The 21,480-nt window shown below is 72.4% G+C and carries 19 protein-coding genes; 10 read left to right on the top strand and 9 right to left on the bottom strand.

Annotated elements, in window-relative coordinates; translation table 11 throughout:
- Positions 1 to 8 precede the first annotated feature (8 nt).
- The 6 genes from ABKA17_RS08175 (at position 9) to ABKA17_RS08150 (ending at position 5,732) form a co-directional block, all read left to right on the top strand.
- Positions 9 to 743, top strand: a complete 735-nt coding sequence (locus ABKA17_RS08175; protein WP_353691214.1) for a GNAT family N-acetyltransferase — start codon at positions 9 to 11, stop codon at positions 741 to 743.
- A gap of 41 nt (positions 744 to 784) precedes the next feature.
- The gene (locus tag ABKA17_RS08170; protein ID WP_353691613.1) at positions 785 to 856 is read left to right on the top strand and encodes a putative leader peptide; all 72 of its coding nucleotides are present in this window, start codon (positions 785 to 787) and stop codon (positions 854 to 856) included.
- A gap of 84 nt (positions 857 to 940) precedes the next feature.
- Complete coding sequence (locus tag ABKA17_RS08165; RefSeq protein ID WP_353691213.1) at positions 941 to 2,143, top strand: LLM class flavin-dependent oxidoreductase; 1,203 nt, start codon at positions 941 to 943, stop codon at positions 2,141 to 2,143.
- Positions 2,144 to 2,165: 22 nt separating this feature from the next.
- Positions 2,166 to 3,542, top strand: coding sequence for an NtaA/DmoA family FMN-dependent monooxygenase (locus tag ABKA17_RS08160; protein ID WP_353691212.1), 1,377 nt, complete (start codon positions 2,166 to 2,168; stop codon positions 3,540 to 3,542).
- Entirely contained in the window at positions 3,539 to 4,612 is a 1,074-nt protein-coding gene (locus ABKA17_RS08155; protein ID WP_353691211.1) for an LLM class flavin-dependent oxidoreductase, read from the top strand. The genes ABKA17_RS08160 and ABKA17_RS08155 overlap by 4 nt, the downstream gene beginning before the upstream one ends.
- On the top strand, positions 4,605 to 5,732 hold the full coding sequence (locus ABKA17_RS08150) for an LLM class flavin-dependent oxidoreductase (RefSeq protein WP_353691210.1): 1,128 nt from the start codon (positions 4,605 to 4,607) through the stop codon (positions 5,730 to 5,732). Before ABKA17_RS08155 ends, ABKA17_RS08150 begins: the two co-directional genes overlap by 8 nt.
- Positions 5,733 to 5,902: 170 nt before the next feature.
- Here ABKA17_RS08150 and ABKA17_RS08145 read toward each other — a convergent pair whose 3' ends face one another.
- The gene (locus ABKA17_RS08145) at positions 5,903 to 6,151 is read right to left on the bottom strand and encodes a hypothetical protein (protein WP_353691209.1); all 249 of its coding nucleotides are present in this window, start codon (positions 6,149 to 6,151) and stop codon (positions 5,903 to 5,905) included.
- A gap of 268 nt (positions 6,152 to 6,419) precedes the next feature.
- Positions 6,420 to 7,505: a beta-glucuronidase AbsR1 gene (gene absR1, locus ABKA17_RS08140; RefSeq protein WP_353691208.1), complete on the bottom strand. Its 1,086-nt coding sequence runs from the start codon at positions 7,503 to 7,505 to the stop codon at positions 6,420 to 6,422.
- Positions 7,506 to 7,599: 94 nt separating this feature from the next.
- Between absR1 and ABKA17_RS08135 the strand changes: the two genes are divergently transcribed.
- Positions 7,600 to 9,507, top strand: a complete 1,908-nt coding sequence (locus tag ABKA17_RS08135; protein WP_353691207.1) for a LuxR C-terminal-related transcriptional regulator — start codon at positions 7,600 to 7,602, stop codon at positions 9,505 to 9,507.
- Positions 9,508 to 9,810: 303 nt separating this feature from the next.
- Here the strand turns inward: ABKA17_RS08135 and ABKA17_RS08130 are convergent, their stop codons facing one another.
- Positions 9,811 to 12,414 (bottom strand): CHAT domain-containing protein, encoded by a 2,604-nt coding sequence (locus ABKA17_RS08130; protein ID WP_353691206.1) that lies wholly within the window; start codon positions 12,412 to 12,414, stop codon positions 9,811 to 9,813.
- A gap of 109 nt (positions 12,415 to 12,523) precedes the next feature.
- Here ABKA17_RS08130 and ABKA17_RS08125 point away from each other — a divergent pair, with 109 nt between their 5' ends.
- From ABKA17_RS08125 to ABKA17_RS08115, 3 genes are read left to right on the top strand one after another with little or no spacing between them, the layout of a single operon-like run.
- A complete protein-coding gene (locus ABKA17_RS08125; RefSeq protein WP_353691205.1) occupies positions 12,524 to 13,942 on the top strand; it encodes a S8/S53 family peptidase in 1,419 nt (472 codons plus the stop codon).
- 59 nt (positions 13,943 to 14,001) lie between these two features.
- Positions 14,002 to 14,577 carry an RNA polymerase sigma factor gene (locus tag ABKA17_RS08120; protein WP_353691204.1) on the top strand — a complete coding sequence of 192 codons (576 nt, stop codon included), beginning with the start codon at positions 14,002 to 14,004 and terminating at the stop codon, positions 14,575 to 14,577.
- Positions 14,578 to 14,582: 5 nt separating this feature from the next.
- Entirely contained in the window at positions 14,583 to 15,056 is a 474-nt protein-coding gene (locus ABKA17_RS08115; RefSeq protein WP_353691612.1) for a hypothetical protein, read from the top strand.
- Position 15,057: 1 nt separating this feature from the next.
- On the opposite strand, the gene ABKA17_RS08110 is transcribed toward ABKA17_RS08115, so the two are convergent.
- The 6 genes from ABKA17_RS08110 to ABKA17_RS08085 all read right to left on the bottom strand — a co-directional run bounded on the left by ABKA17_RS08110 (position 15,058) and on the right by ABKA17_RS08085 (position 21,378).
- Positions 15,058 to 16,275, bottom strand: a complete 1,218-nt coding sequence (locus ABKA17_RS08110) for a cytochrome P450 (protein WP_353691203.1) — start codon at positions 16,273 to 16,275, stop codon at positions 15,058 to 15,060.
- A gap of 58 nt (positions 16,276 to 16,333) precedes the next feature.
- Complete coding sequence (locus ABKA17_RS08105) at positions 16,334 to 17,113, bottom strand: N-formylglutamate amidohydrolase (protein ID WP_353691202.1); 780 nt, start codon at positions 17,111 to 17,113, stop codon at positions 16,334 to 16,336.
- Between the two features lie 107 nt (positions 17,114 to 17,220).
- Complete coding sequence (locus ABKA17_RS08100) at positions 17,221 to 17,811, bottom strand: hypothetical protein (RefSeq protein ID WP_353691201.1); 591 nt, start codon at positions 17,809 to 17,811, stop codon at positions 17,221 to 17,223.
- A gap of 23 nt (positions 17,812 to 17,834) precedes the next feature.
- Positions 17,835 to 18,065 (bottom strand): DUF397 domain-containing protein, encoded by a 231-nt coding sequence (locus ABKA17_RS08095; RefSeq protein ID WP_353691200.1) that lies wholly within the window; start codon positions 18,063 to 18,065, stop codon positions 17,835 to 17,837.
- Complete coding sequence (locus ABKA17_RS08090; RefSeq protein ID WP_353691199.1) at positions 18,062 to 18,925, bottom strand: helix-turn-helix domain-containing protein; 864 nt, start codon at positions 18,923 to 18,925, stop codon at positions 18,062 to 18,064. The genes ABKA17_RS08095 and ABKA17_RS08090 overlap by 4 nt, the downstream gene beginning before the upstream one ends.
- A gap of 233 nt (positions 18,926 to 19,158) precedes the next feature.
- Positions 19,159 to 21,378: an NADP-dependent isocitrate dehydrogenase gene (locus ABKA17_RS08085; protein ID WP_353691198.1), complete on the bottom strand. Its 2,220-nt coding sequence runs from the start codon at positions 21,376 to 21,378 to the stop codon at positions 19,159 to 19,161.
- Positions 21,379 to 21,480 lie beyond the last annotated feature (102 nt).

Genomic DNA, 21,480 nt, shown 5'->3' with positions numbered 1-21,480 from the left:
AACCCTTTGTGCGAAAGGCCGCCGTGGTCCACCAGATCGCCCTCGGAACCCGTCTCCTGGACAACCCCGTCTGGGCCGCCCTGGACGGGCCGCACGCCCCTTTCGCCGACCGGATCGGCCGGGCGGCGCGCTACCCGGCGGACGTGTACGCGTTCGCCGCGCTCGCCGACCCGGCGGACCCGGCCGCCTGGACCGACCTGCACACCCTCGTGGGACCGGCAACCACCGTACGCATCAAGGGAGTCGAGTCCGTGCCCGACGGGTGGGAGATCGTCGGCGGCGGGCAGGGCGTGCAGCTCGTCGACACCCACCTGCGGGCCGGACCCGACCCGGAGGCCGTACGGCTCGGTCCCGGTGACGTCCCCGAGATCCTGGACCTGGTCGCGCGCACCCGGCCCGGTCCCTTCCTCGCCCGCACCATCCACCTCGGCACCTACCTGGGCATCCGGCACGAGGGCAGGCTCGTCGCCCTGGCCGGCGAACGTCTCCATCCGCCCGGCTGGACCGAGATCAGCGCCGTCTGCACCGACCCGGCCCACCGCGGCCAGGGCCTGGGCACCCGACTGGTGCGCGCGGTCGCGGCCGGCATCAGGGAGCGCGGGGAGACCCCGTTCCTGCACGCCGCCGCGGACAACGCGGCCGCGATCCGGCTGTACGAGTCGATCGGCTTCACGCTCCGCCGTCGTACGACCATCCTCCAGGTGCGCACACCGGGAACAGACACCAGGGCCTGGGCGTTGTGACCCAGAACGAGACGCGCGCTACGACGGTGGGAGGCAGGCACATGCTGCGCCACCCCCATCTCCGTCGGCACATCGATCTGCAGCGCGTCGCCGGCGCCCTCTGTCGCCCCTGACCTGACTGCTCCGCCGCCGTTGCCCTGAGTGCCGTGTGCCCGGGCCGGCGTTCCCATACGGATCTCCAGGAAGGCACCCCTTTCGTGTCCCCTTCTTCCCCGCTGCACCTCGCCGTCGCCCTCGACGGCACCGGCTGGCACCCGGCCTCCTGGCGCGAGCCGGTCGCCCGCCCCCGGGACGTGTTCACCGCCGCCTACTGGGCCGACCTGGTCGCCGAGGCCGAGCGTGGCCTGCTGGACTTCGTGACCTTCGAGGACGGCCTCGGCCTCCAGTCCTCGGTCTTCGGCGAGTTGGACAACCGCACCGACCAGGTCCGCGGCCGCCTCGACGCCGTACTGATCGCCTCCCGCGTCGCGCCCCTGACCCGGCACATAGGCCTCGTGCCGACCGTGATCGCCACCCACACCGAGCCGTTCCACATCTCCAAGGCGATCGCCACCCTGGACTACGTCAGCACCGGCCGCGCCGGGCTGCGTGTGCAGATCTCACCCCGCCCGAACGAGGCCGACCACTTCGGGCGCCGCACCGTCCCGCCGCTGAGCCTGGCCGAACTGCAGAGCCCGGCCGGACAGGAACTCGTCAGCGACCTCTTCGACGAGGCCGCCGACCATGTCGAGGCCGTCCGCCGGCTCTGGGACAGCTGGGAGGACGACGCGGAGATCCGGGACGTCGCCACCGGCCGCTTCATCGACCGCGACAAGCTGCACTACATCGACTTCGAGGGCAAGCACTTCAGCGTCAAGGGCCCCTCCATCACCCCGCGCCCGCCGCAGGGTCAGCCCCTGGTCAGCGCGCTGGCGCACCAGACCGTCCCGTACCGGCTGGTGGCCCGCCAGGCCGACGTCGGCTACGTCACCCCGCACGACACCGACCAGGCCCGGGCGATCGTCGCCGAGATCCGCGCCGAGCAGGAGAAGGCCGACCGCGCGGACCAACCCCTGCACGTCTTCGGTGACTTGGTGGTCTTCCTCGACGACGACCCCGCGGCCGCCGCGGCCCGCCGCGAGCGCCTCGACGCCGCGGCAGGAGAGCCGTACGAGAGCGACGCCCGTATCTTCACCGGTTCCCCGGCCCAACTCGCGGACCTGCTCCAGGAGTTGCAGTCCGCCGGTCTGACCGGCTTCCGGCTGCGCCCGGCCGTGCTCGGCCACGACCTGCCCGCCATCACCGGGGGCCTGGTCCCCGAACTCCAGCGCCGCGACGCCTTCCGCCGTGCCTACGAGGCCGACACCCTGCGCGGACTGCTGGGCCTCGCCCGCCCCGCCAACCGCTACGCCGCCGCCTGAGCCGGAAGGACCCCGCAGAGCCATGACCAAGCCGCTGAAGCAGATCCATCTGGCCGCCCACTTCCCGGGCGTCAACAACACCACCGTGTGGAGCGACCCCGAGGCCGGCAGCCACATCGAGTTCAGCTCCTTCGCCCACTTCGCGCGGACCGCCGAACGCGCCAGGTTCGACTTCCTGTTCCTCGCCGAGGGACTGAGGCTGCGCGAACAGGGCGGGCAGATCTACGACCTGGACGTAGTCGGCCGCCCCGACACCTTCACGATCCTCGCCGCGCTCGCCGCCGTCACCGAGCACCTCGGCCTGACCGGCACCATCAACTCCACCTTCAACGAGCCCTACGAGGTGGCCCGCCAGTTCGCCAGCCTCGACCACCTCTCCGGGGGCCGCGCCGCCTGGAACGTGGTCACCTCCTGGGACGCCTTCACCGGCGAGAACTTCCGGCGCGGCGGCTTCCTCCCGCAGGAGGAGCGCTACTCCCGCGCGAAGGAGTTCCTCGCCACCACCAACGAGCTCTTCGACTCGTGGCAGGGCGACGAGATCCTCGTCGACCAGGCCTCGGGCGAGTTCCTGCGGGACGCCAAGGCGGGCTCCTTCGTCCACACCGGCCAACACTTCGACATCCACGGCCAGTTCAACGTCCCCCGCTCCCCGCAGGGCCGCCCGGTCGTCTTCCAGGCGGGCGACTCGGAAGAGGGCCGCGAGTTCGCCGCGTCCAGTGCCGACGCCATCTTCAGCCGGTACGCCACGCTGGACGCAGGCCAGGCGTTCTACACGGACGTCAAGAGGCGCCTCGCCAAGTACGGCCGCCGCCATGACCAGTTGCTGATCCTGCCCGCCGCGAGCTTCGTCCTCGGCGACACCGACGAGGAGGCCGAGGAGCTCGCCAAGGAGGTGCGCCGACAGCAGGTCAGCGGGGCCACCGCCCTCAAGCACCTGGAGTTCGTCTGGAACCGCGACCTGTCCTCGTACGACCCGGAGGGCCCGCTCCCCGACATCGACCCGGACGTCAGCGGCGAGCACATCGCCAAGGGCCGCGCCCAGGTCCGGATGTACCGCGACCCGCTGGCCACCGCCCGCGAATGGCGCGAGCTGGCCGCCGCCAACAACTGGTCGATCCGTGACCTCGTCATCGAGTCGGGCAACCGGCAGAACTTCGTCGGCTCCCCGGCGACAGTGGCGAGGACCATCAACGACTACGTCCAGGCCGACGCCAGTGACGGCTTCATCCTGGTCCCGCACATCACCCCGACCGGCCTCGACGCCTTCGCCGACAAGGTCGTCCCGCTGCTCCAGGAACAGGGCGTCTTCCGCACCGAGTACGAGGGCCCGACCCTGCGCGACCACCTGGGCCTGGCCCACCCGGACGAGACGACGGGCGAGCAGCGGGTGGCGTCGTGAAGTTCCTCGCCATCACGCTGATCGTGCACCGCCCGGATCCGGTCACGGGCGTGCGGAAGTCGACGCACGAACGGTTCCGCGAGGTGCTCGACAACGCGGTGCTGGCCGAGGAGTTGGGCTTCGACGGCTTCGGGGTGGGGGAGCGGCACGAGCGGCCGTTCATCTCCTCCTCGCCGACCGTCGTCCTCAGCCATGTCGCCGCCCTGACCAAACGCATCAGGCTCTTCACGGCGGTCACGACCCTGAGCCTGCTCGACCCGGTGCGCGCCTACGAGGACTACGCCACCCTCGACCACCTCTCCGAGGGCCGCCTCGACCTCATCATCGGCAAGGGCAACGGCGCCGCCCAGCGCGAGCTGTTCCAGGTCACGCCCGAGGACCAGTGGGACCGCAACGCCGAGAGCTACGAGGTCTTCCGGAAGATCTGGCGGCAGGACAAGGTCACCGCCAAGACCCGCTTCCGGCCGGAGCTCACGGACGCCGAGGTGTGGCCGAGGCCCTACCAGCGGCCGATCCGGGTCTGGCACGGCAGCGCCACCAGCAAGGAGTCGGTGGACCTGGCGGCCCGGTACGGCGACCCGCTGTTCTCGGCGAACGTCACCAACCCCATAGAGCCGTACGCCGAGTTGATCCGCCACTACCGCGAACGCTGGGAGCACTACGGCCACGACCCGGCGCGGATCGCGGTCGGCGCCGGGACGGCCGGGCTGCTGGTGACGCCCACCTCCCAGGAGGCGCTGAAGATCTACCGGCCGATCTTCGAGTCGACTCTCGCGTTCCAGCGGCAGTTCGGGCTGCCGGTGGTCTTCGAGACCGTGGAGGACTTCGTCGAGCGCAGCTCCGCGCTGATCGGCAGCCCGCAGCAGGTCATCGACAAAGTGCGGCGCTACCACGAGCAGTTCGGGCACTCGGTCCTGCATCTGCACGCCGACGCGAGCGGGTTGACGGACACTCAGCACCGCGACTCGCTGGAACTGTTCCAGGCCGAGGTCGCCCCCGTGCTGCGGCGCGACATCCCGGACCCGCCGTTCCCGTGGGGACCCGTACGTCAGGAGTCCGCCCATGCCTGAGATCCCCCTCGGCGTCCTGGACCTGGTCCCCATCTCGACCGGCTCCACCGCCGCCGACGCCCTGCGCAACTCCATCGACCTCGCCCAGCGGACCGAGCGGCTGGGCTACGCCCGCTACTGGTTCGCCGAGCACCACCTCAACCCGGGTGTTGCCGGCACGTCCCCGGCGGTCGTCCTCGCCCTCACGGCCGCCGCGACCTCCACGATCCGGCTCGGCTCGGGTGCCGTCCAGCTCGGTCACCGCACCGCGCTGAACACGGTCGAGGAGTTCGGTCTCCTCGACGCCCTGCACCCGGGCCGCTTCGACCTGGGCCTCGGTCGCTCGGGCGGCCGGCCACCGGCGGAGCGGACGACCGAGGCGCCGGGCCGCGCCCCGAACGGTCTGCTCATCCCGCCCCGCTTCTCCTTCGCCCGCCTCCTCGGCTCGCCCCGCATCGCCCTCCAGCGCAAGCTGCTCCTGCTGCCCGGCGCCGAGTCGCAGGAGTACGCCGAGCAGATCGACGACATCCTCGCCCTGCTGGCCGGCACCTACCGCTCCCCGGAGGGCATCGAGGCACACGTGGTGCCGGGCGAGGGAGCTGACGTCGAGCTGTGGATCCTGGGCAGCAGTGGTGGCACGAGCGCCGAGACGGCCGGCGCGCGGGGCCTCAGGTTCGCGGCGAACTACCACGTCAGCCCCGCCACCGTCCTGGAGGCCGTGGACGGCTACCGCTCCTTCTTCGAGCCCTCCGACGTCCTGGACAAGCCGTACGTCAGCGTCTCCGCCGACGTCGTGGTCGCCGAGGACGACGAGACCGCCCGCGAGCTGGCCAGCGGGTACGGCCCGTGGGTCCGCAGCATCCGCACCGCCGAGGGCGCCATCGAGTTCCCGACACCGGACGAGGCCCGCGCCCGCGCATGGACCGACGAGGACCGGGAGTTGGTCCAGGACCGCCTCGACACCCAGTTCGTGGGCTCCCCGACCACCGTCGCCGACCGCCTCGAACAGCTCCAGGAGGCCACGGACGCCGACGAGTTGCTCATCACCACCATCACCCACGACCACACCGACCGGGTGCGCTCGTACGAACTCCTCGCGGAGGAATGGCGAAAGCGAGGTCACTCCGCCCAGTCGAGCTGATGCCCGGGCGTACCCACGGGCCGTGCCGCGGACGACCGCCTCGGCACGGCCCGCCGCGCCCCCGCGCCGATAGCGGCTCTATCCGATCCGCGGCTACCGCCGCCCCGGCGAGCGCGCCGGCGATCTCCTGGGAGCGGGCTCCTCCTCCGGGGCCCCGGACCGTCCGACGCTCACCGGATCACCAGGGCCGCGGCACCCCAGCAGACGGCGAGGAACACGGCGAGGATCCCGGTCGTCACGGCGTTGCGCCCCTTGGCCGTCGCGGCATGCGTCTCACCGGCCGCCCGCAATCTGCGCCCGGCGCCGTAGAACACCCCGCAGGACACCGCACACAGCCCCGCCGTGATCGGCAGCAGCCACAGGACCGTCAGAAGGAAGTCCCGCAGCTCATCACCCGTGCCGCCGTCCGAAGCAAGCATGAGCGGATCCTAGGCGGGCGGCCCGGCGGCGGCAACGGCCGCGACCACCACGCGCTCCCGCACCCACGGCCCGTACTCCCGGCCCGCGATCTCCTCACAACCGGGCAACGGCAGCTCCGGCACATCCACAGACTGCTCACTTGCCCCTGGAGTTCCCGGACATGGCGTGGTCGCGGGAAGTCCCCCTCCCCCGAAGGAGACTTCCCGCGACCGTCCCCCGGCGCCGGACAGTGGACCGGCATCGCCCGTGTGCGGCCTGTATGCGCTGTCACCAGCACATGACCGCGGTTTCCCCCGAACCCCACGCGGAGTACAGGCGCACACGGACGAAGTAGCGGCGACCCTTGACGAGTCGGGCCCTGACGGTGGCATTGTGCGGCGCTCCGCCGTCGTCCTGGCCTGCGAGATAGCGAGGTTCCCCGTCCCGCTCCTCGAAGACCACCACGACGGTGTCGCTGTCGCCGAAGGTGCCCACGCTGTACTCGCGGGTCTCCGGCGGCTCGACGGTGAAGTCGGCCTGTTCGCCCGGGCCGAGACCGAGCGGAGCCGAACGGAACGGCACCAGCTCGGGCGGCCGCGACGGGCCGGCCGACGGGTACCAGCGCAGGACGTACTCCTTGTCCAAGGGCGAGAGCGTGCCCGGCGGGTTGAGGCCCGCACGGAACTGCTCCGGCTCCAGGATCAGCCCCGCCGAGAACGGATACTCCATGATCGACTGCGGGTCCCAGGAGGACCCGTTCACCTCACGGACGTCCAGCTTGCGCAGGATGTTGAAGTACGTCCTGTCCCGGGTCCAGTGGTTCGGCGGGCCCGCCAGATCGGCGTACACGGCCTCGTCGTCCCAGTGGATCCCGGCGAACGGGTTCTGGTGCTCGTGGTGCATGCCGAGCGCGTGCCCGATCTCGTGCAGGGCCGTCCCGCGCTCCCCGGGCGCGGTCAGGTCCCAGCCGAAGTTCATGGTCCGCTCGTGCAGTCCGACCCGCAGCGCGTCCTTGCCCACCGTCGACCAGGAGCCGTCGCCGTGCTGGAACCCGATGCGCAGTTCCGCCTCGCCACGGTCGGCGACCTCGGTGAAGGTGACGCCGACGCCGAGGTCCTGCCACTCCCGGAAACACTCGCGCACCACGTCCCGCTGCTCCTTGGCGCCGACCCACGACACCCGCCGGGTCGCCCCGCTGCCGGGAACCGCGATCACCGAGGCGTCGGACTCGCCGTCGAAGAAGTAGTAGTGCAGCACGGTGTTGTTGACCCACATCCGGCTTCCGCCGATGAGCGCACTGAGCCTCTCGGCGGCAAGCCCCGGTGTGAAGGCGGGGGCCGGCTGCTGCGCGAGGGAGCAGTAGCGGGAGGTCATGCGCCAAGCGTGCCGTGGGTGGTCCTCGGGCGCCTGAGTCGAGGGCTACTCAAGTCCCTGTGTATCAGGCGTGAGTACTCGGGCTCTTGTAGGCGTGACGACTTTCGAACGCGACGCGAAGACCCTGGAACTGCCCTGGCCCTTCACCGGCCGGGAGGACGAACTGGAGCTGATCCGCCGGTCCTTCGCCGCCGGCCACCACGGCATCGTGGTGACCGGTCCGGTGGGCTGCGGCAAGACCCGGCTCGTCACGGAGGCCGTCCGCGGCACCGACTGCGCCAGGGTGGCCGGAACACCCGAGACCCGGCACATCCCCTTCGCCGCGTTCGCCCATCTGCTGCCCGAGACGGTCTCCCTGCACCGGGCCGTCCAACTGCTCTCCACCGTACGGCTGTTGCTGGTCGACGACGCGCACCTGCTCGACGACGCCTCGGCCGCCCTGGTCCACCAGCTCGCCGTGCACGGCCGCACCCGGCTCCTGGTCGTGGCCACGGACGGCGCCCCCGTCCCCGGTGCCGTCTCCCGGCTCTGGACCGGTGAACTGCTGCCCCGCCTCGTCCTGGAACCGCTGTCGCACGAGGAGACGGCCCAGCTGCTGGCGGCGGGCGTCGGCGAAGGCCTGGAGCCGCTCACCGTGAACCGGCTGCACCGCCTGTGCCAGGGGGATCTGCGGCTGCTGCGCGATCTGCTCGGCGCGGTGCGCGAAGCCGGGCTGCTCGGCCGGCTGCCGGGCGCGGACGAGTGGGCGTGGCGGGGACCGGTGCCGGTCACGACGACCGTACGGGAACGGGCGGCCGGCGTGCTGGAGCGGCCGGAGCGTGACGTGCTCGAACTCCTCGCGTTCGCCGAGCCGTTGACCCCGCACATGGACGACCTCGACCTGCGCGCCCTGGAGGACCTGGAGGCCGACGGCATGGTGCACGTCGACGACGACGGTGCCGTCCGTCTCGCCCACCCCCTGCACGGGCCCGTCCTGCGGGCGGCGGCCGGCCGACTCCGGGCCCGGCGGCTGGCCCGTACGCCGGAGCAGTGCAAGGCGGCGCTGGAGGAGGAGGCGGCCGAGCTGGCACGGCGGATGGAACGGGCGGACGTGACGACCTCGTGCGCGCCCGTGGGGGAGTGGCTCGTGGCCGAGGGGGAGCCGGTGCCGGCCCGGTACGCGGCCGTGCGGGCGCGGTTCGCACGGCTGCGCGGAGAGCTGCGGGAGGCGGCGGCCTGGGCGAGGGAGGGGCTGCGGGACACGGCGGGCGACGCGCCCTGCCGTGCCGAACTCGCCCTGGCCGTCCTGCAGTCCGGCGAACTCACGGACAGCGACCTGGACGCCGGCCCCCGCGCGGACGCCTGGCGAGCGGCCGCCCGCGGCGACCTCGACACGGCCCTCGAGACGGTCAGCCGCACCTACGACGCCGTACGCCTGGGCGCACCCGGCACGTCGACCGGCGAGGGGGCGCTCGAGTGGGAGGACGCGGTGGCCTCGGGGGAGTCCACCGACGTGCTCACGCGCGACGGCGGGCCGCAGTGGGGCCACCGGCCCGGCGCGCCCATGGACGAGCCGGCCCCGGTCCGGGACGACGTGTTCGCCCTGCACGCCGACGCGCTCGCCCGCGCCGACGGACCCGGCCTCGACCGGGCGGCCGAGCGGCTGGAGGAGCGCGGGTTCCTGCTCTTCGCCGCCGAGGCCCGCGCCCAGGCCGTGCACGCCCACCGCGACCCGAGCGCCGCACGCACCTCACGCACCCGCGCGGTCGCCCTGGCCCGGCGCTGCCAGGGGGCCCGCACCCCGGCCCTGTCCGGTCTCGTCCTCGGCGAACTCACCGCCCGCCAGCGGCAGATCGTCACCCTCGCGGCCGCCGGCCTCAGCAACCGGCAGATCGCGGAGAAGCTGACCCTGTCCATCCGCACCGTCGGCAACCACCTCTACAGCGCGTACGCCCGGCTCGGCGCGGGCGGCCGGGGCGCGCTGCCATGGCTCGTGGAACTCCCCGACGCCCAGCCGGCCTGAGCCGGCCCCCCTACTGGCGGTCTGACCCCCGTGATCGGGGGAGGGGTCAGGCCGCCACCACGTGCCCGCAGGTGCCGAGCCGCCGCCTCTCGGCCCGCAGGGCGGGGCGTCAGGCGGCCCTCGCGTGGCTCGCGCGGAGTCGGCCCGCCATCGCCCGCGCGGAATCGGTCCGCCCCGCCCGGCCCGTCGAGGCGCCAAGCCTCCGCCTCTCGGCCCGCAGGGCGTCACACCATGCAGGGCGCCGCCCCGCCCTCGCTCGGTCTGCGCGGGGCCAGGCGTCCGTCCCGCTCGGCCCGTGGAGCGTCACGCCGCCCCGAACGCCGAGAACGCCCACCCCGTCGCCTGATGCGTGGCGTCCTCCGGCAGGGCCGCGCGGGCGTCGCGCAGTGCCTCCGCAAGGGAGAGCCCGGCGTCGAGGCCCTTGTGCAGCGCGAGCATCAGCGGGACCACCGCGGCGTCGTTGACGGGTGCCGTGCACGCCACCACCCCCGCGGTGCCCAGCGGCAGCAGCGCGGTGACCAGGCCGAGCAGTTCGTCGGCGCCGACGGAGGCGAAGCGGGCGGTGTCGCAGCAGGACAGGATGATCCGGTACGGGCTGCGGTCCAGGCGTTCGAAGTCGTGCACGATGAGCGGCCCGTCCGCCATCCGCAGCGCCGAGAAGAGCGGGCTGTCGGCCCGGAACGTGCCGTGCGCCGCGATGTGCGCGAGGGCGGCCCCGTCGAGCTCCTCCAGGACCCGCGGCACGCGCGCCTCGTCGTCCTCCAGCACCGTCGAACCGCCGTACCGGCCCGCCAGTTCGGGCACCTCGGCGCCCTCCGTCGCCAGCCCCGGCCCGCGCACCAGCACCTGGCGCCCGCCGGGCGGCGGCTCGGTGTCCCGGGCCCGCAGCCAGCCGCTCGCCGACGGCGACACGCTGAGCACCCGCTCCCGCAGCGCCGGCAGCAGCGCCCACGGCACCCGGTGCAGCCGGCCCGGGGGTACGACGACGACCGGCCCGGAACCGAGATGCGCCGCCGCCGGACCGAGCAGCAGCTCCTGAAGCCGGCGCCCCGCCTCCAGCACCAGCGGGAGCCGCGCCTCCGCCCCGGGGTGGGCCAGCCGCCGCAGCCCCGCCTGCACATGCTCGGCCTCGGTCTCCGCGTCGGCGAGCCGCCCGGCCTCGAACCGCCGCACCCGCCCCTGCCCGCACAACAGCACCTGGACCCGCCCGTCCAGCACGGCGAGTTCGACGAGCAGGACCTCGTCCCCGAGCCGCTCCAGCAGCCGCGCGGGGTCGAACCGGCTGCCGTAGCCGGGCGCGTCGCCGCGGATGTGCAGGGTCCGGGAGCGGATCTCCCTTTCCAGACGGCGCTGTTCGCGGTCGAGCGCCGGTACCGGGCGGCCCTCCATCCGGGCCTCCTCCGCGCGGGCCGCGATCTCCCGGAACGCGGTCAGATCGCCGAGCAGCGTCGGATCGGCCGGTGGCCGGGTGGGCGGCGTGGACAGCGCGGTGGCCCGCCAGCGCTCGCTCCACACCAGCAGCCGACGCGGTCCGGAGTCGAGGCTGGCCCGCTGCGCCAGCGCGGCGAGTTCGGCGCCCTGCGCGGTCGCCCGGGCCCGTAGCTCGGCGGCGCCCAGGGTCATCCGGTGGTCGTCGAGCACGTCCAGGCCGCGCCGGCACGCCTCCAGCACGCCTCGCCCGGACCCCGCCGCCCGGGCCCGGAGCGCCTGCGCGGCCCAGCCCGTCATCCGCGCCAGCGGCGGACCGCTGCGCCGGCTGCGCGCCGCCACCGCCAGATGCCGTTCCGCGTCGGCCGTCCAGCCCAGGTCGAGCGCGATCCGGCCCGCGAGCAGCGAGGCCTCGGGCGCGGCCGGCGCCCCGAACGCGGCCAGCTGCTCGGCCACTTCGGCCGCGTCCGCGACCAGCCGACCCGAGCCGCGCCCGGCGGCGACCCGAGCCTCGATCAGCACCAGCCGGGCATGCGTCTCCCACCAGGGCCGCCGCTGTCCCGCGAACAGCCGTACCGCCAGCGCGGCCCGCGCGATCGCGGTGTGCGGATCGCCCGCCAGCCGGGCGGCCCGCGCCGCGGCCAGAAGCAGCTCCGCCTTGCGCGTGGACTGCCCGCCGTTCCGGTCGAGCACCCCGATCGCCGCGTCCGCCTCGGCCAGCGCCTCCGGGGCGAGCCCGGCGGCCATCAGGACCTCGCAGCGCCGGATGTAGAGCATGAAGGACGGCGTGCCGAGCTTGGCGTACCGCTCCTCGGCCTCGTCGAGCAGCCGCAGCGCCACCGGCACGTCCCCGGACCGGAACGCGGCCAGGCCCCGGCTCTCCACCACGTCCGCCTTGTCGTGGTCCTGGCCGGTGGTGTCCCACAGCGCCTCGGCCGCGGTGAAGTCGGCGTCCGCCCGCTCCACCGCGCCGAGCGCCAGATGCACGGTCGCGCGCAGCGTGAGCGCCCGCGCGGTCCAGATCACGTCGTCCGCCTGCCGCAGCACGGGAATCGCCCGGCGTACGTCGTCCAGCGCCTCCCGGTGCAGACCCAGGACCCAGGAGGCGAAGGCCCGCCGGAACAGGACCCGCGCGCGGGTGTGCCCGGTGCCGATCGCGACCCCGCGCTCCAGCGCGTCCAGGCCCTGCCGAGTGCGCCCCGCGTGCACCAACGCCACCCCGAGCGCGGCCAGCACATCCGCCTCACGGTCCGCCGACTCCGCGCGGGCCGCCAGGTCGCGGGCGCGCCGCAGATGCTCCAGCGCGATCTTCAGGTCGCCCCAGTCCCGTTGCCAGATGCCGATGACCTGGTGGGCGACGGAGGCGTGCAGCGGTGGGGGATCGGTGCCGAGTACCTCTTCCGCCCGCGCCAGCGCCTGGTTGGGGGCGGCGAACACCAAGGGCAGCAGTTCGAGAACCGAGTCGCTTCTCGCCGTCACTCAACGGATGGTAGTCGTCCGGGTAGTGCGCCACACAGGTTTGGCGCTGTATCAATCAACGGCCCCGCGACTCTGACTGACGACCACCGCCCCAGTGGGAGGACACGCCATGGCACCACAGCGATTCACCGAGCAGTTCGACCAGATCCAACGTTCGATGCCCGACGTCGCCCTGGCCCTGGGGCCCGACGATTCGGCCGAGTTCATCTACGAGAAGGGTGTCGTGCTCGCCCGGGACGGTGAGGAGGCCCGAATCGTCGAGGACACGGTGCGCGACCACTTCACCGCCGCGACCGGTCTGAGCGGCGACCAGGTGCGCCGGGCGGGCCCTGAGACCAACCGCTCCGGCATCACCCGGATCCAGGTCGGCGACCCCGGCCACGGCGACCGGCGCGCCGACCGGGCCGTCGCCAACGCCCTGCGGATCATGCGCGAACCCGAGGGACGCGCCGGACGCCGTCTGGTCAGCCGCAACCACGTGGTGTCGATCGCGGTCAACTCCTGTCCCGGCGACGAGCCCGTGCCCGCCCCGCTCAACCAGGGCACCAACCCGGCGCCCGCGGAGGTCGGTCACGACTCCGACACCGCGGTCGGGGTCCTCGTCATCGACAACGGCCTCACCCACGACTACTCCCTGGTCCCGCTGCTCTCCCACGTCCAGGGCGACCTGCACGGCACCGAGACCGACGAGCACGGCAACCTGCTCCAGTACGTCGGCCACGGCACGTTCATCGCGGGGATCCTCGCGTCCGTCGCGCCCAACACGAACATCACCGTGCGCAACACCCTCAACGACGCGGGCGCCATCCTCGAATCCGACTTCGGCGAGGCGCTGTTCGCCGCCGTCGACGAGGCGGGCTGGCCGGACATCATCAGCCTCTCGGCCGGCACCTCCAACGGCCGCACCGACGGCCTGCTCGGCGTCGACGCCTTCATGCGCGAACTGAGGCAGCAGCGCACCCTGTTGGTCGCCGCCGCCGGCAACAACGCCAGCGCCACGCCGTTCTGGCCCGCCGCCTACGCCTCCCTGCCCGAGTACGCGAGCTCCGTCCTCGCGATAGGCGCCCTGCGCACCGACGGCGACCACGGCGCCTGCTTCAGCAACCACGGCTCCTGGGTCAGCGCCTACGCCCCCGGCGAGCGCCTCACCAGCACCCTCACCGGCTTCGACGCGCCGATCCCGTACCTCTACCAGCACTCCACCTACGAGGCCTGCCGCTTCCACTTCACCTATCTCTGCACCTGCCAACACCCCCGTCACGCGGGCGTGTTGAGCGACGAAGGCGGCTCCGCCAAGCCGGACCAGGTGATGTTCGACGGGTTCGCGCACTGGAGCGGCACCTCGTTCGCCACTCCTGCCGCGGCCGGCATGGTGGCCGCGTTCATGACCGCCGACAAGGAGACCGACCCGCGCGCCGCCCGGCAGCAACTGATCGCGAACAACACCGAGTTCGCGGAGGTACGGGGGGCGCACGTCGCCGCGCTCATTCCGCCGACCTGGCGCCCGAGCACGGCCGTACAACTGTGAGGGCCGAACTCGCCCCCGTCACGGCGTACGATGACATGCCGTACACGAGGGGTGGGGCCGTGGACCGAGCAGATGTCGGCGCGCTGGTCCAGTCCGCCGTCGACGGTGACGCGGCGGCCTGGAAGGCGCTCGTGGAAGGGCTGAGCCCGCTGGTGTGGTCCGTCGTGCGCGCGCACCGCCTGTCCGACGCCGACGCGCACGAGGTGTACCAGACGGTGTGGTTCCGCTTCGCCCAGCATCTGGGCCGGATCCGCGAACCGCAGAAGGCCGGCTCCTGGCTGGCGAGCACCGCACGCCACGAGTGCCTGAAGGTGCTCAAGAGCTTAAGGCGGCTCACCCCCACCGACGACCCGCAGCTGCTCGACCGGGTAAGCGAGGACCGTACGCCCGAGCAGTCGCTGCTCGACTCCGAGGAGGCGGCGGTGGAGAGCGAGCGGATCCGCCGACTGTGGCAGGAGTTCGAGGAACTCGGCGATCGCTGCCGTCAGTTGCTGCGCATCCTGATGGCCTCGCCACCGCCCAGCTACCAGGAGGTCTCCGCGGCCCTGGGGATCGCGGTGGGCAGTATCGGACCCCTGCGCCAGCGCTGTCTGCGCCGGCTGCGGGCACGCATGGAAGCAAGGGGGGCGGTGTGAGCACCGTGAACGACGACTTCGACGAAGACGCCACGGACGGCGAGGAGTTCGATGTCGGTCCGCTGGAGGAGGAGCTCCGCCGGGCCGCCGCGATCCTCGATCCGGTGCCGGCGGCGCTGCGGCAGATCGCCGTGGAGGCCTTCGCGTTGCACGACCTCGACGCCCGGATCGCCGAGCTGACCTTCGACTCGGTGGTGGACGCCATCCCGGTGCGGGGAGCCACCGGTGTACCGCGGATGCTGACCTTCCGCGCGGGCGAGGTCACCGTCGACGTCGAGGTGACCGGACAGGAGCTGCTGGGTCAGGTGCTGCCGCCCCAGCAGGCACTGATCGAGGTGCTCAGCGGCCCCCAGGCGGGTGCCCCGCTGACCACCGACGACATGGGGCGCTTCACCTACGACGCGTCCCCCGTCGGCCCGTTCGCGTTGCGGCTGCGGACCGACGAGGGGGCGATCGTCACCGACTGGCTGACCGTCTGAGTCAGTCCCACGTCACGGGCAGGGACTGCGGCCCGCGGATCATCGTCTTCCGGCGCCAGGCCACCTGGTCGGCCGGGACCGCGAGCCGCAGCCCCGGCAGCCGGTCCAGGAGCGAGCCGACCATGAGCTCGATCTGGAGCCGGGCGAGCATCGCGCCCGTGCAGTAGTGCGGCCCGTAGCCGAAGGACAGATGCGGGTTGGGATCCCGGTCGAGGTCGATGCGGTCCGGGTCGGGGAAGACCTCCGGATCACGGTTGGCGGCCAGGTAGGAGACGTACACCGGGTCGCCCGCGCGGATCCGCAGCCCGCCCAGCTCGACGTCCTCCAGGGCGATCCGGGCGAGCCCGACCGCGGTGCGGTGCGGGACGTGGCGCAGCAGCTCGTCCAGGGCGCCCGGGCGGGCCTCCGGCTGATGGCGCATCCGCTCCATCAGCTCGGGCCGCGTCAGCAACAGGTACAGCGTCTGGCCGCAGTTGTGGGTGACGGCCTCACCGCCGATCTGCAACGGCCCGGCCAGCCCGACCGCCTCCTCCTCACTGATCTCACCGCGCCGCACGGCCGCGCCGATCAGCGAGTACACGTCGTCGCCCCTGCTGTCGGCGCGTTCCCGGATCGTCCGGGCGATCCAGCCGAACAGGCCCTTCTTGGCCTCGGCGGAGGCCTCGGCGCCGCCCTGTGTGGAGACGATCGTGGCCGCCCAGGCGTGCACCTGGTCCCGGTCGGCGGCGGGCACCCCCATGACCTCGCTGATCAGGGTGACCGGGAAGGGCTCGAGGACCCGCTCGACGAGATCGGCGGGCGGCCCGTCCCGCAGGAGACCCTCCACCAGCGGATCGAGGAGCTCCTGCGCCCGTGGCCGCAGCCGTTTCATCGCGCTCGCCGTGAACGCGCCGGCCACCGGCTTGCGCAGCCGGTTGTGATCGGGCTGGTCGGCCCAGGCGGGAGAGCCCGCGCGGGGGGCGAAGTGCGGGGCGAGCCGGGTGACCTGGCGGTCCATCCCGGCGGTGCGGCTGAACCGCGGATCGTTGGTGATCGCCTTGACGTCCTCGTAGCGGGTGGCCAGCCACGCCCAGCCCTCGCCGTGCGGCAGCCTGATCCGGGTCAGCGGTCCCTCGCGCATGAGGTCGGCGAGGACGGGGTCGAACTCCGTGCCGTCCAGGTCCAGTGCGGGCCAGTCCCGTACCGGAGGGCCGGTGAGCGTGGTGGTTTCCTCGGTCATGCCACCCACCCTCACCGCGGCGCGGCCCCGTGTCGCGCGGGAGTGCTCCAGCCGGAGGTCAGCGGGAGACGGCGTCGACGAGCGCCGCGAGCGCCGACGCGAGCCGCTCCAGCCCCGGCCCGGCGGGCCCGCCCGGCTCGCTCATATAGGTGTCCCGGCGGATCTCCACCATCAGCGCGGACACCCGCGGCTCCCGCCCGTAGAACTCCAGCGGCACATACGTCCCGCTGAACGGGCTGTCCACCCCGGTCTCCCCGAACGCCTCCCGAGCGGCGGCGAGCAGCGCGGGCGGGGTGTGGAAGGGATCGGTGCCGAGACAGACGGGCGGCCGCGGGCCGTCGCCGTGCAGCTCGTAGGGGAGCGGTTCGCTGGGATACGAGTGCACATCGATGATCACGGCCCGCCCGGCGGCGGCGACCCGATCGGCCACGGCCTCGGTCATGGCCTCGGCGTACGGCCGGAAGTACCGCGCGACGAGCGGCTCGGGATCGATGTCCGCGCCCCGCAGCGCCTCCCGGTGCGTGGTCAGCGTGTACACGGCGCCCATGCCGACCGCGAGCATCTCCTCCCGCTCGTCCGGAAACCGCTCGGGGTCGACGACCAGCCGCGACAGCCGGTTCACGAACCGCCACGGCGCGACCCCCGCCACCTTCGCCGCCGCCTCCGCGAGCTCCGCGGTGTGCGCGTCGACGATGTGATCCAGCTCCCGTTCCAACGCGGTGTCGTCGAGCAGGATGCCCGCACGCACGTCGGCCGGTATCGCCCGCGCCGAATGCGGCACATGCAGGATCACGGGGGAGCCGGCGGCGCCGGGCAGGACCTCGAAGGACGGTGTCATACGGCTGCTCCCGGGGCGTTGTCAGTGGCGTGCTGCATGATCACAGCATGCCCGCGAGCCGACGAGCGGGTGACCGCGCACGCCTTTCTCCAGAGCCGGCGGTGTGCTCAGGGCCGCACCATCGGCACCGAGCGGGACAGACCGCGCGGGGTCGACGCGGTCGTGCACTGGACTCTCACGTCGAGCAGGGAGTGCCGGAAGTCGTGGGTGGGGACCGTGTCGACCAGGAGGCGATAGGTGACCGTCGTTCCGGAGCCGAGGCGGCCGGGGCCTATTCGCAGCTCGGCGCCGCGTACCCGGGCCGGGGGTGCCTGGGCGTCGCCGGGCCGGGACTCGGTGCTCAGCAACTCGGCGTAGGGGACGCCCAGCCGCAGGCGGAACGGCTCGCTGCGGTCGAAGGCGCTGCTCGCTATGTCCCGCCGTCCCGAGTTGGTGAGCACCACCGTGACCACGTGCGGGTCGGTCAGGGGGATGCCGTTGTGACTGATCTCCAGGCTGCCGTCGACCGGGCCGCGGACCAGTGGGTCGTGGCTGACCGTGCAGGTGAGCCGACGCCGGGGGTACGCCGTGCGGAACACGGCCCAGATCCCGCACCACCCCAGCACCACGGTGGCGGCGACCCCGGCCGCGGCCCAGAAGGTCTCCGCCGCGTAGAAAGGGTCGGACGCTACGGGGTGGGTGGATAAGACGTCGTACACGGTCAGCCCCCCTGGCCGGTTGCTCAGCGTTGGTGCGGGCGGCCTTCGGTGGCCGTTGCGAGGAACGCGCGCCACCCGCGTGGCGAGAAGGCGAGCGCCGACCGGTCCGTGTCCTTGGAGTCCCGGACCGCCACCACCTCCTCGACGAAGGTGATCTCGACGCATGCCCCGTTGCCCGTGCTGTAACTGCTCCTGTGCCACACGGCGTTCTCGAGACCGACCTGCGGCGGGCGCGGGCCGTTCCGCTTGTTCATGAGTTCTGCATCTCCCTTGTGATCTGATCCAGCAGGTCGAGCGCCTCCTGGGGATCCGGAGCCGCCGCCCGCAGCAGGTCGAACGTCTGGATGAAGGTGCGGACGTCGCGCTCCTTCTCCAGATAGACGTTGCCGGCCATGGAGTTGACGTAGACGACTGTAGGCGTGTGGGGTTCGAACTCCAGCAGGGAGAAGGCTCCGGACAGGGCGGCGTGCGCGCCCTTGGCGAGCGGCATGATCTGGAGGGTGACGTTCGGCATGGCCGCCGCCTCCGCGAGGTACTTCAGCTGTGCCGTCATGACGTCCTTGCCCCCGACCGGTCGGCGCAACGCGCTCTCCTCCAGCACCACCCACAGTTCCAGGGGGTCGGGCTGCCGGGTGAGCAGAGCCTGGCGCTCCTTGCGGAAGCGCACCAACTGGTCCGTCTCGTACGGCTGGTTGTACGGCAGCGGGGCGATCACCGCGCGGGCGTAGTCCTCGGTCTGGAGCAGGCCGTGCACCACCATCGACTCGTACGACCTCAGGACGCGGGCGTCGGCCTCCAGACCCGCGTAGGTGGCCATGCCGGAGGGCAGCACATCCCCGTAGTGCGCCCACCAGCCCTGCTGCTGGGCGTCCTTGTGGATCTGCATCACGGTCTCGATGCGCAGCGGATCGCCGACGCCGTACCACTCGAGCAGGTCGCGCACGTCCCGGGCCTTGATGGGGGCCTGGCCCGTCTCGACCCGGCTGATCTTCGACATGGAACACTCGAGATGGGTGGCGACGTCCTCGATCCGTCTGCCGGCCTGCTCGCGCAGACGTCGCAGCTCCGCGCCGAGCTGACGCCGCCGTACCGTGGGCCCGCCGGCCGTGGCCATCGCCTCACCCCTCGCAATCGATGCTGTGGAGTATTGCCGGATGCAAGTGTGCCTTGCCCACAAGGTGCTTGTACCCGCGAGGAGTTGGGCCGAGACATTTGGCTCACGCAATTGCGTCACGGAAGTCTCTTTGCCGTACGGTGCCGCCCGACTGGACACCCGTCCACCCCCGGACACACCACCGCCCCGGCCGGGAGGACCCGACCGGGGCGGAACCCTGCGGTGTGCTTGCGTCAGCTCAGGGACGCCAGTGCGTCGTTCCACGTCGTGGACGGGCGCATGACCTTCGCGGCCTTGGCCGGGTCGGGCTGGTAGTAGCCGCCGATGTCGGCCGGCTTGCCCTGGACGGCGTTCAGCTCGTCGACGATCTTCTGCTCGTTGGCGGCGAGGGTCTCCGCCAGCGGGGCGAAGGCCTTGGCGAGGTCCGCGTCCTCGGTCTGGGCCGCCAGCTCCTGGGCCCAGTACAGGGACAGGAAGAAGTGGCTGCCGCGGTTGTCGATGCCGCCGACGCGACGGGTCGGGGACTTGTCCTCGTTGAGGAAGGTCGCCGTGGCGCGGTCGAGGGTGTCGGCGAGGACCTTGGCCTTCGGGTTGTCCGTGGCGGTCGCGTACTGCTCCAGGGACGGGACCAGCGCGAAGAACTCACCGAGGGAGTCCCAGCGCAGGTAGTCCTCCTTGACCAGCTGCTGGACGTGCTTCGGGGCGGAGCCGCCGGCGCCCGTCTCGAACAGGCCGCCGCCCGCCATCAGCGGGACGACCGACAGCATCTTGGCGCTGGTGCCCAGCTCCAGGATCGGGAAGAGGTCGGTCAGGTAGTCGCGGAGGACGTTGCCGGTGACCGAGATCGTGTTCTCGCCGCGGCGGATGCGCTCCACCGACAGCTTGGTGGCCTCGACAGGGGCGAGGATGCGGATGTCCAGGCCCTCGGTGTCGTGCTCCGGGAGGTACGCGTTGACCTTGGCGATCAGGTTGGCGTCGTGCGCGCGGGTCTCGTCCAGCCAGAACACGGCCGGGTCGCCGGTGGCGCGGGCGCGGGTGACGGCGAGCTTCACCCAGTCCTTGATCGGCGCGTCCTTGGTCTGGCAGGCGCGGAAGATGTCGCCCTCGGCGACCGGCTGCTCGATGACCGCGTTGCCGGCCTGGTCGACCAGACGGACCGTGCCGGCGGCCTTGATCTCGAAGGTCTTGTCGTGGGAGCCGTACTCCTCGGCCTTCTGCGCCATGAGGCCCACGTTCGGGACCGAGCCCATGGTCGAGGGGTCGTAGGCGCCGTTGGCGCGGCAGTCGTCGACGACGACCTGGTACACGCCGGCGTAGGAGGAGTCCGGGAGCACCGCGAGGGTGTCGGCCTCGGCGCCGTCCGGGCCCCACATGTGGCCGGAGGTGCGGATCATGGCCGGCATCGAGGCGTCGACGATGACGTCGGACGGCACGTGCAGGTTGGTGATGCCCTTGTCGGAGTCGACCATCGCCAGGGCCGGGCCCTCGGCGAGCTCGGCGTCGAAGGAGGCCTTGATCGCGTCGCCCTCGGGGAGGGAGGCGAGGCCGCCGAAGATGCCGCCGAGGCCGTTGTTCGGGGACAGGCCGGCCGCGGCCAGCGTCTCGCCGTACTGCTCGAAGGTCTTCGGGAAGAAGGCGCGCACCACGTGGCCGAAGATGATCGGGTCGGAGACCTTCATCATCGTGGCCTTCAGGTGCACGGAGAACAGCACCCCCTGGGCCTTGGCCTCGGCGATCTGCGCGGTGAGGAACTCCCGCAGCGCGGCCACGTGCAGCACGGACGCGTCGACGACCTCGCCCTCGAGGACCGGTACGGACTCGCGCAGGACCGTGGTGGTGCCGTCCTCGGCGACCAGCTCGATGCGCAGCGCGCCGGCCTCGGAGATCACGACGGACTTCTCGGTGGAGCGGAAGTCGTTCTGCCCCATGGTGGCGACGTTGGTCTTCGAGTCCGAGGACCAGGCGCCCATGCGGTGCGGGTGGGTCTTGGCGTAGTTCTTGACCGAGGCGGGGGCGCGGCGGTCGGAGTTGCCCTCACGCAGGACCGGGTTCACGGCGGAGCCCTTGACCTTGTCGTAGCGGGCCTGGATGTCCCGCTCCTCGTCGGTCTTCGGGTCGTCCGGGTACGCCGGCAGCGCGTAGCCCTGCGCCTGGAGCTCGGCGACCGCGGCCTTGAGCTGCGGGATCGACGCCGAGATGTTCGGCAGCTTGATGATGTTGGCCTCGGGCGTCTTCGCCAGCTCGCCCAGCTCGTGCAGGGCGTCCGGGATGCGCTGGTCCTCGGTCAGGTACTCCGGGAACACCGCGATGATGCGGCCGGCCAGCGAGATGTCCCGCGTCTCCACAGAGACACCCGCCTGCGAGGCGTACGCCTGGACCACCGGCAGGAAGGAATACGTCGCCAGGGCCGGGGCCTCGTCAGTGTGCGTATAGATGATGGTCGAGTCAGTCACCGGGTGCTCCGCTCCACGTCTGCAACATTGCTCGACATCAAGATATCTCGTGATCGGGCGGGGCTCGACAGGGGTCCGCGACAGGGGAGGGCGCACGCTGGC

This window comes from Streptomyces sp. RG80, assembly GCF_040446465.1.
Classification (GTDB): Bacteria; Actinomycetota; Actinomycetes; order Streptomycetales; family Streptomycetaceae; genus Streptomyces.
Note: the sequence above shows the minus strand (reverse complement) of the source record. Positions and strands in the feature narration are given on the sequence as shown.

What these genes read in the sequence shown, in the direction of transcription:
- ABKA17_RS08160 (WP_353691212.1), top strand. Translation starts at nt 2,166, where the DNA reads ATGACCAAGCCGCTGAAGCAGATCCATCTGGCCGCCCACTTCCCGGGC.
- ABKA17_RS08150 (WP_353691210.1), top strand. Translation starts at nt 4,605, where the DNA reads ATGCCTGAGATCCCCCTCGGCGTCCTGGACCTGGTCCCCATCTCGACC.
- ABKA17_RS08145 (WP_353691209.1), bottom strand. Translation starts at nt 6,151, where the DNA reads ATGCTTGCTTCGGACGGCGGCACGGGTGATGAGCTGCGGGACTTCCTT.
- absR1 (WP_353691208.1), bottom strand. Translation starts at nt 7,505, where the DNA reads ATGACCTCCCGCTACTGCTCCCTCGCGCAGCAGCCGGCCCCCGCCTTC.
- ABKA17_RS08125 (WP_353691205.1), top strand. Translation starts at nt 12,524, where the DNA reads ATGGCACCACAGCGATTCACCGAGCAGTTCGACCAGATCCAACGTTCG.
- ABKA17_RS08110 (WP_353691203.1), bottom strand. Translation starts at nt 16,275, where the DNA reads ATGACCGAGGAAACCACCACGCTCACCGGCCCTCCGGTACGGGACTGG.
- ABKA17_RS08105 (WP_353691202.1), bottom strand. Translation starts at nt 17,113, where the DNA reads ATGACACCGTCCTTCGAGGTCCTGCCCGGCGCCGCCGGCTCCCCCGTG.
- ABKA17_RS08095 (WP_353691200.1), bottom strand. Translation starts at nt 18,065, where the DNA reads ATGAACAAGCGGAACGGCCCGCGCCCGCCGCAGGTCGGTCTCGAGAAC.
- ABKA17_RS08090 (WP_353691199.1), bottom strand. Translation starts at nt 18,925, where the DNA reads ATGGCCACGGCCGGCGGGCCCACGGTACGGCGGCGTCAGCTCGGCGCG.